This is a genomic window from Gilliamella sp. W8123 (assembly GCF_016101085.1).
In the GTDB taxonomy this organism is placed as follows: domain Bacteria; phylum Pseudomonadota; class Gammaproteobacteria; order Enterobacterales; family Orbaceae; genus Gilliamella; species Gilliamella apis.
In genome coordinates this window covers 78,088-93,854 of record NZ_JACFRE010000006.1, presented here as the reverse complement: position 1 = coordinate 93,854, position 15,767 = coordinate 78,088, and the positions used below count along the sequence as shown (strand labels likewise).

14 protein-coding genes are annotated in these 15,767 nt (G+C 34.1%); 9 read left to right on the top strand and 5 right to left on the bottom strand.

The window, feature by feature from the left end:
- Positions 1–98: 98 nt before the first annotated feature.
- Positions 99–473, top strand: a complete 375-nt coding sequence (locus H3T56_RS08610) for a DUF5362 family protein (protein ID WP_086356918.1) — start codon at positions 99–101, stop codon at positions 471–473.
- Between the two features lie 81 nt (positions 474–554).
- On the opposite strand, the gene bamE is transcribed toward H3T56_RS08610, so the two are convergent.
- Entirely contained in the window at positions 555–1,016 is a 462-nt protein-coding gene (bamE, locus tag H3T56_RS08605; protein WP_065579149.1) for an outer membrane protein assembly factor BamE, read from the bottom strand.
- Positions 1,017–1,225: 209 nt separating this feature from the next.
- Between bamE and H3T56_RS08600 the strand changes: the two genes are divergently transcribed.
- The gene (locus H3T56_RS08600; protein WP_065579150.1) at positions 1,226–1,837 is read left to right on the top strand and encodes an FKBP-type peptidyl-prolyl cis-trans isomerase; all 612 of its coding nucleotides are present in this window, start codon (positions 1,226–1,228) and stop codon (positions 1,835–1,837) included.
- Positions 1,838–1,874: 37 nt separating this feature from the next.
- Here H3T56_RS08600 and H3T56_RS08595 read toward each other — a convergent pair whose 3' ends face one another.
- A complete protein-coding gene (locus H3T56_RS08595) occupies positions 1,875–3,068 on the bottom strand; it encodes an MFS transporter (RefSeq protein WP_198192590.1) in 1,194 nt (397 codons plus the stop codon).
- Positions 3,069–3,201: 133 nt separating this feature from the next.
- Between H3T56_RS08595 and dapB the strand changes: the two genes are divergently transcribed.
- The 5 genes from dapB to H3T56_RS08570 all read left to right on the top strand — a co-directional run bounded on the left by dapB (position 3,202) and on the right by H3T56_RS08570 (position 10,740).
- Complete coding sequence (dapB, locus tag H3T56_RS08590; RefSeq protein ID WP_086356916.1) at positions 3,202–4,023, top strand: 4-hydroxy-tetrahydrodipicolinate reductase; 822 nt, start codon at positions 3,202–3,204, stop codon at positions 4,021–4,023.
- Between the two features lie 9 nt (positions 4,024–4,032).
- On the top strand, positions 4,033–4,530 hold the full coding sequence (gene tadA, locus H3T56_RS08585; protein WP_065651915.1) for a tRNA adenosine(34) deaminase TadA: 498 nt from the start codon (positions 4,033–4,035) through the stop codon (positions 4,528–4,530).
- A gap of 132 nt (positions 4,531–4,662) precedes the next feature.
- Complete coding sequence (gene hpt / locus H3T56_RS08580) at positions 4,663–5,202, top strand: hypoxanthine phosphoribosyltransferase (protein WP_065613159.1); 540 nt, start codon at positions 4,663–4,665, stop codon at positions 5,200–5,202.
- Positions 5,203–5,255: 53 nt separating this feature from the next.
- Positions 5,256–6,938 carry an autotransporter assembly complex family protein gene (locus tag H3T56_RS08575; protein ID WP_174564998.1) on the top strand — a complete coding sequence of 561 codons (1,683 nt, stop codon included), beginning with the start codon at positions 5,256–5,258 and terminating at the stop codon, positions 6,936–6,938.
- 1 nt (position 6,939) lies between these two features.
- Entirely contained in the window at positions 6,940–10,740 is a 3,801-nt protein-coding gene (locus H3T56_RS08570; RefSeq protein ID WP_198192589.1) for a translocation/assembly module TamB domain-containing protein, read from the top strand.
- A gap of 49 nt (positions 10,741–10,789) precedes the next feature.
- On the opposite strand, the gene mnmD is transcribed toward H3T56_RS08570, so the two are convergent.
- On the bottom strand, positions 10,790–11,503 hold the full coding sequence (gene mnmD, locus H3T56_RS08565; RefSeq protein WP_198192588.1) for a tRNA (5-methylaminomethyl-2-thiouridine)(34)-methyltransferase MnmD: 714 nt from the start codon (positions 11,501–11,503) through the stop codon (positions 10,790–10,792).
- Between the two features lie 86 nt (positions 11,504–11,589).
- Here mnmD and H3T56_RS08560 point away from each other — a divergent pair, with 86 nt between their 5' ends.
- Positions 11,590–12,327, top strand: a complete 738-nt coding sequence (locus H3T56_RS08560; protein WP_086356913.1) for a 1-acylglycerol-3-phosphate O-acyltransferase — start codon at positions 11,590–11,592, stop codon at positions 12,325–12,327.
- Between the two features lie 12 nt (positions 12,328–12,339).
- Positions 12,340–13,116 carry a tRNA uridine 5-oxyacetic acid(34) methyltransferase CmoM gene (gene cmoM / locus H3T56_RS08555; protein WP_198192586.1) on the top strand — a complete coding sequence of 259 codons (777 nt, stop codon included), beginning with the start codon at positions 12,340–12,342 and terminating at the stop codon, positions 13,114–13,116.
- Positions 13,117–13,166: 50 nt separating this feature from the next.
- Here cmoM and H3T56_RS08550 read toward each other — a convergent pair whose 3' ends face one another.
- Together H3T56_RS08550 and pdxA are read right to left on the bottom strand one after the other, a co-directional pair.
- Positions 13,167–14,507: a GntP family permease gene (locus H3T56_RS08550; protein ID WP_065651964.1), complete on the bottom strand. Its 1,341-nt coding sequence runs from the start codon at positions 14,505–14,507 to the stop codon at positions 13,167–13,169.
- 205 nt (positions 14,508–14,712) lie between these two features.
- Entirely contained in the window at positions 14,713–15,714 is a 1,002-nt protein-coding gene (pdxA, locus tag H3T56_RS08545; protein ID WP_065579160.1) for a 4-hydroxythreonine-4-phosphate dehydrogenase PdxA, read from the bottom strand.
- Positions 15,715–15,767 lie beyond the last annotated feature (53 nt).

The window sequence follows — 15,767 nt, the reverse complement described above, 5'->3', positions numbered from 1 at the left end:
AGATTTTTTTTGCAAATTAGCCTCGACATAAAAAAATAAAATGTTATTCTATCTGCCATTTTTTAATAGTACAACAATATATAATATAGGGAATAAATATGGATTTTAACCAACCAAAAAGTATTACCATTACTTCAACTGAATTGCTAAAAAAACAGATGAGATTTATAGCAATAATGCAACAAATCTATGGAGTTATAATGATAATTATCGGCGCCTTATCTTGTTTAGGGATCATATCTGCTATCGTCGGTATTCCGGTAATTTTAGCTGGCGTAAAACTATTCAAATCAGGCAGCACATTTAGTATGGCTGCAAATTTTGATAATGAACGAAATCTTATTGAAGCTATTGAAAATTTACATGGCTATTGGAAGTTTTCATTAATTGCTTTTATTTGTTCAATTATATTTTTCATTATTTATATGATTCTTATAGTAGCTCTTATTTCTTCTATTGGTGGTCACTACTAATAGACCGATTTAATCGAATTTAATATTGATTAAACATAGATATAAAAAACCTCGTTATTATAACGAGGTTTTTTTTGAATTTTATTCTGATTCACCTTCTGATGAAACTTCAGACGATTGTTGAGTAGGTAAATGATCATTATCGTCTTCTGATTTTATTTCAATAGGATCTGAAATTTCTTGTTGGTTCATTTCTTCTAATGATAAAGAACCTTCTAATGTAGAGGTTTTAATATCTTTCACTATGCCCATCTCATCAAAATAAACGGCATAAGTAATCTGACTTACATTACCATGTTGTGGCTGTTGGCGGAAAACATAATACCAAACATTACCCCCAAAAGAAGAGGTTAACATTGGTGATCCCATAATAAACACCACCTGTTCTTTGCTTTGACCAACTTGTAATAATTCTATTGCATCTTTTGTTACATAATTACCTTGATTGATATCAGGTCGATAAACCCAACGATCAACAAGAGAACAACCAGTTAGTAACATACCGGCCACAATAGCAAGCGAAATAGATTTACGAAACGGCATTTAAAATCATCCATTCAAAAATACAATAGAATATATTATCGCTGATATTTTAACTAAGCGCTAGAAAAAATAATAAATTCTTCTATAAATTTATACTTAAAAGCATTGTTATCTTGATGATAATTAACAAGAGCTGATATTTTTCTTCTTATCTTTAATCGTAATGCACTATAATAAGCAACTTTATATCAACAAATGACGGGTAAAAAATGAAATTAGATACCATTGAGCAAAAAGCAAGTTACGCAATTGGATTACAAATTGGCCAACAACTAAAAGAGTCAGGATTAAGCAATTTAGAACTTAATGCATTAAAATTAGCTATGGAAGATGTATTAAGTGGTAACCAACCAGCTTTACCTTTACAAGAATTGCATGATGCTCTTCGCCACGTTCATGAACAAGCTTCTAAAGAAAAAGCAAAACAAGCAGAAAAAATTGCCCAAGCAGGAAAAGACTTTTTAACTGAAAATCTTAAAAAAGATAACATAAAATCAACTGAATCAGGTTTACAATACGAAGTACTTAAACAAGGTACTGGTGCATATCCAAAAGCAACTGACCGAGTGCAAGTTCATTATACTGGACAGCTAATTGATGGTACTGTATTTGATAGCTCTATTGAACGAGGTCAACCAGCTGAATTCCCTGTTAATGGTGTTATTCGAGGCTGGGTGGAAGCGTTACAATTAATGCCAGAAGGCTCAAAATGGCGATTATATATTCCTCAAGAATTAGCTTATGGATCTCAAGGTGCTGGCGCGTCAATCCCCCCATATAGTACTTTAATTTTCGATGTTGAATTATTAAAAGTTCTATAAAAAAATATGGACGCCCTTGCGTCCATTATTGTCAGAATTAACTATTGTAAATTTTAGGTAATAAGCAGGTACATAACGCAGCTAACAATAATAAAGCACTGGCTATACCAAAGGCAATAAAGTGATTATGCCATGTATCATAGGCCCATCCACCCAACCACGAACCAATCATTGCGCCAATTTGGTGACCAAGGTAAGTTAAACCAGAAAGTAAACCAACAATTTTTACACCATAGATATCAGCAGAAATGGCACTTGATAAAGATAAAGCACCAGCCCAAACTAATCCACCTATTAAGGCTATGGTATAGAGTTGCCATTGCGTTGCTGCAATAACTAATGCTATAAATCCTATCCCTCGAACAAAATAGATCATAGCTAAAACAAACTTTCGTGGCACAATATCTGAAATATAGCCGAGTACTAATGTACTAAATATTGCCACCAAACCAATTAAGCCTAGTGCAGAAGAACTGGTTATTGAATCAAAACCATGATCCATTAACATAGGTACACCGTGAGTACCAAGTAAATTCATACTAAATCCACAAGTAAATAATCCAAAACTAAGCAACCAAAACGGTCGAGTTTTTAATACCTGAGTTAACGTCATTTCTGGTCTTATATTTTGACTATGTTCAGTTGTATCTATATCACTTTGCTTATCTTTCATAATAAAAAGCGCTATCGGTAAAGCTAACAACATAAAAAATAGTGAAAATGCTATTAATGTAGTTTGCCATCCATAAAGCGGAATAAAATAAGCAAATACAGGTAGCATAACCGCAATGCCAGCCATACTACCACTTGATAAGATAAATAAAGCCAAGCCACGATGTTTGCTAAACCAACGAACAACAATCGGCGTAAAACTTACCGAACCAACAAACGAGGTACCAAAAGATAACGCTATACCAAAGGATAATAAAAAATTCAAATAATCAGTTATATTAGCGGCCCAAACAGACGAAATAATAATAATTAGTGAACCTAATAATAATACAAAGCGTGTTCCATATTTGCTAACTAAATAACCGGCTATTGGCATCGCGATTCCAGAAAATAGCATACCAATAGCAATAATACTCGATAAAGTACTACGACTAAACTGTAGGTCGTTGGCGATAGGTAGAAAGAATACCCCCATACTCATCCGTAATCCGCTAGATAGCAGCGTTAACAACGCTGCTGCAATCACAATGTTCCATCCAAAATACCATTTACAACGCATAAGGTATCCTATATTTATTATAAAAAATCACCAGCAAAGTATAACATTTTACCTTTTAGCTGGTATATAACTTGATGGTTTTCCGCTATAATATTTGTTTATGTGTATTAGGTAATAATGTAAGGAAAGTTATATGTCAACAAATATGATTCGCATCGCTATTGCTGGCGCTGGAGGTAAAATGGGTCGTCAACTCATTCAAGCGGTATCGCAAATTGAAGGAGTGACTTTAGGCGCTGCATTCGAAAGAGAAGGATCATCATTGATAGGTAATGATGCTGGTGAGCTTGCTGGTATTGGACTGTGTGGTGTAAAAGTTACAGATAATTTAGCCAAAGCAAAAGATCAGTTTGATGTATTAATTGATTTTACTCGTCCAGAAGGAACCCTAGCACATTTAACTTTTTGTGTCGAAAATAAGAAAATGATGATAATCGGCACAACAGGCTTTGATGAAGCTGGTAAACAGGCAATTGCTAATGCCGCACAACAAATTGCCATTGTATTTGCCGCAAACTTTAGTGTTGGTGTTAACTTAGTACTTAAATTACTTGAAAAAGCCACCCAAATTATGGGGGATTATACTGATATCGAAATTATCGAAGCTCATCATCGTCATAAAGTTGATGCCCCATCAGGTACCGCACTTGCTATGGGCGAAGCTATTGCTGATGCACTTGGTTGTGACTTAAACGAGCGTGCAGTTTATTGCCGAGAAGGCCATACTGGAGAAAGACCAAAAGGGGCAATTGGTTTTGCCACTATTCGAGCTGGTGATATTGTCGGTGAACATACCGCAATTTTTGCTGATGTTGGAGAACGAGTTGAAATTAGTCATAAAGCTTCAAGCCGAATGACATTTGCTAATGGAGCAGTACGTGCTGCATTATGGCTTGCTAAGCAACCAGTTGGACTTTATGATATGCGTGATGTACTTAATCTAAATAATTTATAATGTTAAAGCATGACAGATGAAATTTGGATGCGTCATGCATTAGAATTAGCTAAATGCGCTGAATCTATAGGAGAAATTCCAGTCGGCGCAGTAATTGTTGATGAAAACGGACAACTTATTGGTGAAGGTTTTAATCAATCAATTATTAAACATAACCCAACTGCTCATGCAGAAATCATGGCAATTGAACAAGCAGGTCAATTTTTACACAACTACCGTTTAGTCAATACAACATTGTATGTTACTCTTGAACCTTGTATTATGTGTGCTGGTGCTATTATACATAGTCGAATCAAGCGTGTAGTGTATGGTGCTAGTGATTATAAAACCGGTGCAGCTGGTTCTTATATCAATATTCTTTCCAGAACGGGCATTAATCATTTTGCCCAAATAACTAGTGGTGTTTTAGCTAGTGAATGTAGCTCAATGTTAAGCAACTTTTTCAAAAAACGGCGTTTAGAAATAAAACAAAATAAACACTCTTGTCATAGTACAGTTAACGATTGACTTAATATTTAAAAATGTATTCTATAAATCATTTTTTAATTTTTGATAAAAAATTTGCTTAGTTATTCTTTTTACCTGTGAAAATTGCTAAAATCTGTTCTGATTTTTTAAGATATATACTGAGCATTATTAATGAAAAAACATACATTAGAAACCATGATATCTGCTGAAGATATCCAAAAGCGGGTAAATGAAATAGGTCAACAGATAAGTAAAGATTATGCAAGCAGTCAAAATGAGCTTATTTTAGTTGGTTTGTTAAGAGGTTCTTTTATCTTTATGGCTGATCTAAGCCGAGCAATTAGTGTTGGTCACGAAGTCGACTTTATGACTGCCTCAAGTTATGGCAATGCCGTGGTAAGTAATAGAGATGTCAAAATTTTAAAAGATTTAGACGAAGATATTCGTGACAAAGATGTGCTGATTGTTGAAGATATTATTGATACCGGCAATACTCTTAGCAAGGTAATGGCTATTTTAAAACTACGTCATCCTCGTAGTATCGAGATTTGTACATTATTAGATAAACCTTCACGTCGTGAAGTTGCAGTACCAGTAAAATATATCGGTTTTTCAATTCCTGACGAGTTTGTAGTGGGTTATGGTATAGATTATGCTCAGCATTATCGCCATTTACCATATATTGGACATGTAAAATTACTTGAATCCTAAACTTTATCGAGGTGTATGTGTCACGATTTTCTCGCTCATTATGCGTACTTTTAATGGTAACGACTGCATCAAGTTATGCTGATATGAAGTTATCAATTAAAGGATTATCGGGAGAACTTGCGGAAAATGTCGATGCACGCATTTCGTTAATCACATCAGATAAAATTAATAATTCGCCTAATTTTAAGCGATATTTTGAAAGTGAAGCACAAAAAGCACTTCGAGCATTAGGTTATTATTCTCCTACTTTTAATTATGACGAAAGTGATCCTAAAGTCCTCGTTGTTAAAATATCGCCTGGTGAACCGGTTAGAATTAAACAATTAAATATCAATATCAATGGCGAAGGTAAACAAGATAAAGATTTTCAAGAGTTACTAGCTAAACAACTACCTAAAATTGGTGAAATTTTAAATCACGGCACTTATGAAGCATTTAAAAAAGGCTTAGAAAGCTTGTCATTAAAAAAAGGCTATTTTGATGCAGTAATGCCAACCCATCAATTAGCCGTATCTAAATACGACCATCAAGCATTTTGGAATATCGATTTTGATACTGGTAAACGGTATAAGTTTAGTATGGTTAAATTTCCTGAGGCTAAAATTCGCCAAGATTATCTTGCCAATATCGTACCTTTTAAAGAAGGTGATGAATATTCGGCTGAACAGTTGTCATTATTAAATCGACGACTAAGTTCGACAAACTGGTTTAACTCTGTAGTTGTTACACCAGATTTTCCACATCTAACTGCAGATAAAGCTCTACCAATTGATGTTGTTACCACTCCTCGTAAAAAAAATGCTATGGATCTGGGTTTAGGTTTTTCAACAGATAATGGCGTGCATGGCAAAATTGGCTGGAATAAACCTTGGATCAATAGTAAAGGACATAGTTTTCAAAGTAGTTTATCGCTCTCATCACCAGAGCAAATTATTACAATGAGCTACAAAATACCTTTAAAAAAATCGCCTATTGAACAGTATTATACCATTCAAGGTGGTTATAAAAAAATTGATAATAACGACACTTATTCACGTTCGTATACTTTAGGTGCTTTGCGTAATTGGGATAATTTTGACGGTTGGCAAACTGCTCTTGGTTTTAATATGTTGCGTGATGATTTTACTCAAGGGGATGCAAAGTTCAAGACCTTTTTATACTATCCATCACTAAGTATTTCACGTATTCGTAATGACGGTAAGCTATTATCGATGTGGGGTGATTCTCAACGTTATTCAGTTGAAGGGGCAGCGGAATCGTTAGGCTCTGATATTAATTTAGTCCGTTTTCAAGCTCAACAAACTTGGATTCGTTCAATAAAACAATCACATCGTTTTATAGCCAGAGGTAATTTTGGCATTATCCAAGCTAGTAACTTTGATCGAGTGCCGCCTTCTTTTAGATTTTTTGCTGGTGGCGATCGCAGTATTCGAGGATACAGTTATCAATCTATTTCACCTAAAGATAAAAAAGGTAAGCTTAAAGGTGCTTCAAAAATGATCACAGGCTCAGCCGAATATCAATATAACTTAACTGGCTCTTGGTGGGGTGCTGCTTTTGTTGATACTGGTGAAGCAATAGATAAAGTCGATACAGCTAAATTTTATACTGGTACCGGCTTGGGTATTCGATGGGCTTCACCTGTCGGTCCAATTAAATTTGATTTAGCAACACCACTAAATAGAAAAGATAAAGGCTCAATACATCTATATATTGGTTTAGGAAGCGAATTATAAAATGGCAAAAAATCCAATAAGAGCAAAAAAGGTTGAAAAAATAAAACGAATACGTAAATGGAAAAAACGCAGCATTGTAGTGCTTTCCATTTTTGTTTTCCTTATCACTTTTACAATCTTAATGATTTACACATCTTTAGGTGTAAAGCTAACTACCTATATTCTTAATAAATTTTTACCTGAATTAAAAATAGCCCAAGTTGAAGGTACATTCCATGATTTACATATTAAAGGGTTGTCACTTGAACTACCTGGTGTCAATGTACAGGTAAAAGATGCAACATTCAAATTGTCTGGTTTATGTTTAATACAAACAAAAATTTGTGTTAAACAATTTGATGCTGATGGAGTTAATGTTGTAATCAATACTAATGAATTGCAACTTTCACCTGATGAACCAACATCAGAAAAACGACGAATAATTAAAACGCCATTACCTATTGAGTTAAAACAAACCCATATTTCCGATGTCAATGTAAAAGTTAATGATATGCAATTTGGTATGTCAAACTTTACAGGAAAAGCTAACTGGGTCAACGAAAAAATCTATGTATTCCCGGCTGTTGCTATGGATTTACAGGCAATGTTTGCAGATCACCCTGCAAAAAACTCTAACAACAAATTTGAAGACGATTTAGCACTTGATCAAAAAATTAAGCAACTATTTAATCAACCTTTGATAAATTCACTACCACAGGTTAGTATTCCACTCGATATTAATGTCACAAGTTTAAGCGGAAATAATTGGTTATTACATATAGCTGGGCAAGATTATCATTTTAACCAAGTGAATATAAAAACCGAGATGATTAATAATCATATTATGGTCAAACATGTGGACACTAATGCAACAACGCCTTATGTCAATGGACATGCCTATTTATCTGGTGAAATTACACTTGGCGATAATTGGCCTATTTTAGCTTCAGTTAAGGTCGATACAGAAAAAAATCATCTTAATGGACAGTTTTCAGGAAACTTATTAGGTAAATTATTTACTTATACTAATATTGCTGGTCTGAATCAAATTACCATTGAGGGACAAATCAATTTTATTGAGAAATATTTGCCTTTAATAACAAAATTAGACGGTAAACATATTCAATGGCCAATTGAAGGAGATCCACAATATCAGTTAGATAATTTTGCTATAAGCTTAAATGGTAATGCGCAAAAATATAATATGCTAGCTAAAGGTTTGATTAAGGGAGATGGCTTACCTGATACGTCTGTTGATATTGTTGGTGCTGGGACCAACCAATCTGCCTCTTTCGACCATGCCAATATCAAGTTTCCGCAAGGCGATATTAATCTTACTGGCCAACTAGATTGGCAAACTGCACTTAAATGGGATGCGAGTATTAACCTTAATAATGTCGATATTATTAAAGAGTTACCAACCTTCCCTATTCGCTTAGCCGGCCAACTAAAAACTTCGGGTATGCTCGAAGGTGATTTATGGCAATTAAATATTCCTGATATACAATTAAAAGGTAACATAAAACAAGCTAATTTTTCAGCTAATGGTGACCTATTTGTTGATTCTAATCGTACGCTATCAGCAAAAAATTTATCTCTACTTTGGGGTAAAAATCAATTAAATATTAATGGATCAACGGATAAAGGAAATTTAAATAGCCAACTTAATTTAACGACTTTATCATTATTGGTTGATAATTTAAGTGGCACAATTATTGGTAATGTCAAGATGACAGGTAGTAAAACTTCACCAGTTATCGAAAGTAATATCAATATCGGCAACTTAACTTATGAAAATATTTCAATCGCGAAAGCCAATCTATCAGGCAAAATCCAATACACAGATCAACTTAGTGGACAATTGAAGCTAATTGGTCAAAATATCGATATCGCTAACCAAAGTATTAAAAAAGCTAATATTGAACTATCAGGCAATGAAGCTCGTCACTCTTTAAATATAAATTTTGAAGGTAATCCATTATCGATGGCAACAACATTAAATGGACAATTAGATAAACAACATAATAATTGGACCGCAAGTATACCGCATAGTTTACTTACATTAGCTAATAATAATCGTTGGCAATTAGCTAAACCTATTTCTCTATCATATGATTTAACTAACCACGTTCCAACAATAGGGGCACATTGTTGGCGTAGCAATAATTCTAGTATCTGTTTAGATAAATCATTATCAATAGCTAACAATAACCAGACATCTATTACATTAAAAGATATTGATCTTGCCAAATTACCTATTCCCAATGATGGTGAAACTAAAATTGATGGTTTTATTAATGGCAAAGCAGATATTAAATTCGACGATGCTAGCAAAATTCCGAGTATTAAAGCCAATATAACTAGCAATAAAGTTTTTGTTAAACAGATGATCACCAATCAAGCTTTACCAATTCCATTTGACCTGTTTAATATCAATGCTGAATTTAATGAACAACAGGCTAAATTAAATTGGCGTTTTGGTTTAAATAAATTAGGCAAAATAAATGGCGATCTATCCATAAATGATCCAACTGGAAAAAAAGATTTAAGTGGTCAACTCAATATTGATAATTTAGCCCTAGCAATTATTAATCCGCTATTGAGTAAAGATGAATATGCTAATGGCGCCATCAATGGAATGGTTAAATTTTCTGGTTCATTAATGGATCCTAGCTTAATCGGCGGTATCAATTTAAAACATAGCGACATAAAATCTAACCAATTACCAATCGATATCAAATCTGCTATGGTTGATATTAAATTCAATGGTAAAACTTCGACAATGAAAGGAATTTTGGCCACTAAATCAGGTAACATTAATATTAATGGTCAAGCTAGCTGGAATAATTTTGAAAAATGGCAAGCAACATTAAATGTTAATGGTGCTGCCATGGATGTCTCTGTACCGCCAATGATTGTCATGTCAGTCATTCCAGATATTAAAATAGAAGCAACCCAAGATGAACTGACAATTCTTGGTAAAGTTTCAATTCCTAAAGGCAAAATCACCGTTGATTCACTTCCACCATCAAGTATTGACGTGTCACCTGATGAAGTCATGTTGGATCAAAACCACAAACAGATTCAAGCTCAAAAATTTGGCATGAAAATAAATAGTCATATTGAAATCAATATTGGTGATAAAGTAACGGTAGATGCCTTTGGTTTGCAAGCCTCATTAAAAGGTAAACTCATTGCGACACAGACAAATAAAGGACTAGATTTACATGGTGAAATATTAATTCCTAATGGACGATTTCATGCTTATGGGCAAGACCTAATCATTAACAAAGGGATTATCACTTTTTCTGGTCCAACAGATCAAGCTATGTTAGATATAGAAGCCATTCGTAATCCTGATTCCATAGATAACAGTAATATTACAGCAGGTATTCGAGTTAAGGGGTCATCAACAGATCCTAAAATTGAGATTTTCTCTGATCCAGCTATGTCACAACAAGAAGCGCTTTCTTACCTAATTCGAGGTCAAGGTCTTGATAGTTCTGATCAAAGCGATAATGATATGATGACAGCGTTTTTAGTTGGTGTTGGAACCGCAAAAACAGGACAATTCATCGGTGATATTGGTAATGCATTTGGCATCAAGAATCTTTCTTTAGACACTCAAGGGGCAGGTAATAATTCAAAAGTGGTAGTAAGTGGTTATATATTACCTCATTTACAATTAAAATATGGTGTAGGTATATTCGACTCACTAGCAACATTTACCTTGCGCTATCGTTTATTGCCAAATTTATATGTCGAAGCAGCTTCTGGTATTGCGCAAACATTAGATCTAATCTACCAATTCGAGTTTAATTAATATTAGTTAATTCTTATTAGTTCGCCAAAAATTAAATTGGCGAACTAATTTAGATTTTTTGGCCGATTAGCATTTCACGTTTTTTACCAAATCCTTTACGTTTTTCGACATTAAATCCAGCATTGATTAAATTACGTCGGACAAAACCTGCTGCAGTAAATGTTGCAAAGGTTCCTTTTTCTCTTGTTAATTGATAACAATGTTTAAATAGGGATTCATTCCACATATCTGGATTTTTGGCTGGCGAAAAACCATCAAAAAACCATGCATCAATAAAACTATTTTGTTGAACTAAGAAATCGGCATAGCAGCTTATATCGTCATAGCATATCAATAAATTCACTTCTTCTAAGCTATCAACATCAGATCCTTTTAAAGAATCTTGTAATTGCTTAGCTAGTGGCCATAATGCATCATTGTGATTAATAACTTTATTATGAATTTTTGACATTTCGCTGGCAGATAAAGGATATTTTTCAACACTAAAAAAATTTAATTTTTTCAAATTACTATTTGGATTTTTTCGTCTAAATTGTTTAAACGTTTGCCAAGTAATTAAAAAACTTAAACCAGAACCAAAACCAGTTTCACCAATAGTAAACGTCTCTTGCTGATGTTGTAAAAATCTGTCATATAAACAATTCCCTTCAATAAAGACATAACGAGTTTCATCTACTGCACCGTCAGTATTAAAATAAACATCATCAAAGTAACGGGAAATTGGAATTTGATTATCATTCCAAATGATAGTTGATTCGTGCATAAACATCCTTTAAAGCGATATTTAACAAACTGTATATTCATATAGATTACGTATATAATACGCTAAGTTAACTTATGAGGTAAATTATGGTTTTTCTTTTTCGCTTAATCAGTGTGTTATTCATTGGTATTATAACTTGTGTACTAGGCGTTATTTTTTGTTTATTCAATCCTCGCAATCCCAAAAATGTGGCTAGATTTGCCCATCTTTTTAGTTTTTTCTTTAAACCAATATTAGGGGTAAAAGTTGATACTCGTAAATATCCTGAAATTGAAAAACTAGGTAGCTGTGTATTTATCGCCAATCACCAAAATAATTATGATATGGTGGTGGCCGCTGATATTGTACAACCGAAAACCGTCACTGTCGGCAAAAAAAGTCTGGCACTGATCCCTTTCTTTGGGCAACTTTATTACCTTACCGGCAATATTTTAATTGACCGTAACAATAAATCAAAAGCCCGAGATACCATTAATTTCGTCGTTAAAGAGATAAAAAAACGTGAAATATCAATTTGGATGTTTCCGGAAGGTACTCGTAGTCGTGGACGCGGATTATTACCATTTAAAACTGGTGCCTTTAAAGCTGCTATAGCCGCTGGCGTTCCTATTGTGCCGATTTGCGTATCAGATACCAATAATATAAAACTTAACCGCCTTAATAATGGTCATATGATCGTTGAAATGCTTCCGCCAATTGAAACTAAGAATCTACGTAAAGAAGATGCTAGAATATTAATGGAAGAGTGCTATCAACTGATGTCAGAAAAAATTGCCCAAATTAATTTAGAAGCGACTAAATTAAATAAAAAATTATTAAAATAATAATTATCTACTATGACTAAAATCGATCGTAATTTTGATGATATCAGCCATAAATTCGCTAAAAATATTTATGGAACAAACAAAGGTAAGATTCGCGAAGCTATCGTTTGGCAAGAACTAGAAAATATATTAGCTAAGTATCCAACAAATAAACCATTAACTATTTTAGATGCAGGCGGTGGGCAAGGTCAGATTGCTTGTCGATTAGCAAGATTAGGCCATAATATTACTGTTTGTGATATTTCTGAGCAAATGCTCGAATTAGCAAAAAAGCAAGCCGATAAAGAAAATCTAAGCTTAAATTTTATTCATTGCTCTATTCAAGATCTCGAACAATTCATTAAAACGCAATTTGATATTGTGATTTGTCATGCTGTTTTAGAATGGGTAGCTGAGCCAATCCAAATAATCCAATCTTTAAAGAAACATCTTAAACAAGATGGCTATTTATCTTTAATGTTTTATAACTACCACGGGCTATTATTTAAAACAGTAACTTTAGGTAATTTTGGTTACACTCAATCGGGACTGGCCAAACGCAAAAAGAAAACCTTATCACCTGATTATCCCCGCGATCCAAATCAAGTATATCAATGGTTGAACCAACAAAATTTTGAGATCACCAATAAAACAGGAATTAGGATATTCCATGACTATTTAACCAATAAGTCAAAAGCCGAAACACATTTTGAACAATTATTAGAAATTGAAAAACAGTTTTGCCAAACTGAACCCTATCTCAGTTTGGCAAGGTATATTTTAGTTACCGCAAAAATTAATAATAACTAATTTATAGAAAATAATAGGGGAAGTATATTTCTTTACACTCCCCTATTTTCTTAGAAGAAAATGGCATTAACAATTAATAATGTCACTGTTCCTGCGGCCCATAATACCGTTGAAGTAATACTCCAAACTTTAATTTGTTCTTTAACTTCTGTTACCCCTAATGAACGATTAACTACCCAAAAATAAGCATCATTGAAGTGAGAAAACATAAAAGAACCAATTGAGCACCCTAACCCGGCCATAATTGGATTTACACCTAAGGTGCCAATCATTGGTGCAGTAATACTCGCTGCGGTAATCATGGCAACGACACCAGAACCTTGAATTAAGCGAATCAAAGTTGAAATCGTCAATGGTAACAAAATACCAGGCACACCAATTTTAACAATATATTCAGCAATAATTTGACCTGTTCCTGAGTCACGTAATACCATTCCTAATGCGCCACCACCGCCAATAACCAGCAGTATAATACCAGCAGAGCGAATTGAATTTTCCATTTGATGCACAACATCTTTTCGAGGAAATGAGTTAGTTAATGCCATGATAGCAATTAATAATCCAATGCCCACAGCTACAATTGGGTGTCCAATTGTTTTTAACATAATGGCAATCGAACTATCCCATTTCATTTCATTTACTAAAGTAGCGGTTAATATCAAAATAATCGGAGTTACAATTGGTGCAAAAGATGCTAATGCACTAGGTAATTGTTGATCATCTTCTAAATTTTGCGAAGTAACTGTTAGACGTTCACGGGTAAAATTCTCACCATCCTCCGTTGGAATTTGATAAATACTACGACCAACATGGCGAGTATAAATAAATCCAGCAATAGTAATAGGTATAGCAACAACCATTGCCCATAGCATATATTCACCAAGGCCAATACCAAATTGTGAAACTACACCAAATGGTCCTACCGCTGGTGGAATCATACTGTGGCTAATAACAAGCCCCATAGCCAATGTTGAACCAAGTCCGACCACAGATTTACCTGTACTACGTGAAATTGCTTTCACTAATGGTAATAGAACGATAAATGCTGAATCACAAAATACAGCTAAACTCACTAATAAACCGATAATGACTAATGCTAACTCTTCCCTGCCTTTTCCTAAAAGGTTAATAAAAACTTGAGCCATTTTTTGTGCTGCACCACTCATCTGCAAAACTGACCCCATCATAACGCCAAAACCAATAACGATCCCTATGTTACCGAGCGTATTACCAAAGCCTTTACTAATCGTTGCGATCATAAATTCACCAGGCATACCACCCAGTGAGCCAGTAATTAAAGCGGATATAATCAATGCAGGAAATGCCTGAATTCTTGTCTTTAAAATCATAAATAGTAACAAAGTAATTGCAACGAGTAAGCCGGCAACCATTCGCCAGCTGCTCTTCTCAATACTATGTAAACTTCCTAGATAAAAAACAATTAATCCGACAACCACTAAAATAATGCCATTTAATAAGACATAAGGATAAAGTGATTTATTATTATTTTCTTTTTTAGACATATGCAAACCCTCCTTCGATAATGACGAAATCATTACCGAAAAATAAATTGTTATAAGTAATAATAGCTACTTATTAACGTTTAAAATTTGGTGCGTATAGCGCAGCTAAACGTATAGCCTCAATCAAACTCACTGGATTAGCGATTCCTTTTCCGGCAATATCATTTGCTGTCCCATGGTCAACAGATGTACGAAGAATCGGCATTCCATTAGTGATAGAAATGGTACGATGAAAATCAACCATTTTCGTTGCAATATGACCTTGGTCATGATACGGAGATAAAACAGCATCATAGCCACCACCCATAGCAAAATGGAAAACACTATCAGCTGGTTTAGGACCATTAATATCAATTCCTTGTTTACGAGCCATTTCAATACCGGGTAATAAGACATCATCATCCTCATGACCAAAAAGACCATGTTCTCCGCAATGTGGATTAATACCGGCAACCGTCATTCTCGGTTTATTGATCCCTAATTTAACCAATGCATCGTTACAACGAATAGCATAATCACAGACTCTTTCTGGTGTTAATGATTCAATGGCTTTAACCAATGCTAAATGACGAGTTAAGAAAAACACTCTTAAATCTCGAACTTGAAACATAGTAAGTGGGTCTTGACTACCAGTAAGATCTGCTAATATCTCGGTATGACCAATATAGTTAACATTACCAGCTTTAAGGGATTCTTTATTGATAGGTGTTGTTGCAATGGCATCAAGTTTTTTTTCCATAGCAAGCTCTGTGATAACTTTAATATAGTTGAATGCAGCTTGACCGCATTGCCCTTCAATTTGGCCAATTTTAAACGTATCATAATTTAATTCGCCACACTGAATAAGATTCAATACGTTAGGTTTATCTTGTATTTGAGTTAGATCGGTAATTTCATTAATCTGTAAGTTAACTTTTGAAAACTTACACGCATCAGCTAACACCTTTTTATCACCAGTTACCAGTACACATCCATATTCATATGTTTCTGGTGCTGCAATACTTTTCACAACAATTTCAGGGCCTATACCAGCCGGATCGCCCATAGGTACTCCGATTAAACAACGACGTTTCATTTATTACTCCTTTAAAATTATTCAAAATTTGCTCAACTTATGCTGTTTTATCT

Excerpts from the sequence above, each read along its gene's own strand:
- bamE (WP_065579149.1), bottom strand. The coding sequence starts at position 1,016 with ATGCCGTTTCGTAAATCTATTTCGCTTGCTATTGTGGCCGGTATGTTA.
- H3T56_RS08560 (WP_086356913.1), top strand. The coding sequence starts at position 11,590 with ATGGTTTTTCTTTTTCGCTTAATCAGTGTGTTATTCATTGGTATTATA.
- H3T56_RS08595 (WP_198192590.1), bottom strand. The coding sequence starts at position 3,068 with ATGCGTTGTAAATGGTATTTTGGATGGAACATTGTGATTGCAGCAGCG.
- H3T56_RS08575 (WP_174564998.1), top strand. The coding sequence starts at position 5,256 with ATGGTAACGACTGCATCAAGTTATGCTGATATGAAGTTATCAATTAAA.
- hpt (WP_065613159.1), top strand. The coding sequence starts at position 4,663 with ATGAAAAAACATACATTAGAAACCATGATATCTGCTGAAGATATCCAA.
- mnmD (WP_198192588.1), bottom strand. The coding sequence starts at position 11,503 with ATGCACGAATCAACTATCATTTGGAATGATAATCAAATTCCAATTTCC.
- tadA (WP_065651915.1), top strand. The coding sequence starts at position 4,033 with ATGACAGATGAAATTTGGATGCGTCATGCATTAGAATTAGCTAAATGC.
- H3T56_RS08600 (WP_065579150.1), top strand. The coding sequence starts at position 1,226 with ATGAAATTAGATACCATTGAGCAAAAAGCAAGTTACGCAATTGGATTA.
- dapB (WP_086356916.1), top strand. The coding sequence starts at position 3,202 with ATGTCAACAAATATGATTCGCATCGCTATTGCTGGCGCTGGAGGTAAA.
- H3T56_RS08550 (WP_065651964.1), bottom strand. The coding sequence starts at position 14,507 with ATGGTTGCCGGCTTACTCGTTGCAATTACTTTGTTACTATTTATGATT.
- pdxA (WP_065579160.1), bottom strand. The coding sequence starts at position 15,714 with ATGAAACGTCGTTGTTTAATCGGAGTACCTATGGGCGATCCGGCTGGT.
- H3T56_RS08570 (WP_198192589.1), top strand. The coding sequence starts at position 6,940 with ATGGCAAAAAATCCAATAAGAGCAAAAAAGGTTGAAAAAATAAAACGA.
- cmoM (WP_198192586.1), top strand. The coding sequence starts at position 12,340 with ATGACTAAAATCGATCGTAATTTTGATGATATCAGCCATAAATTCGCT.
- H3T56_RS08610 (WP_086356918.1), top strand. The coding sequence starts at position 99 with ATGGATTTTAACCAACCAAAAAGTATTACCATTACTTCAACTGAATTG.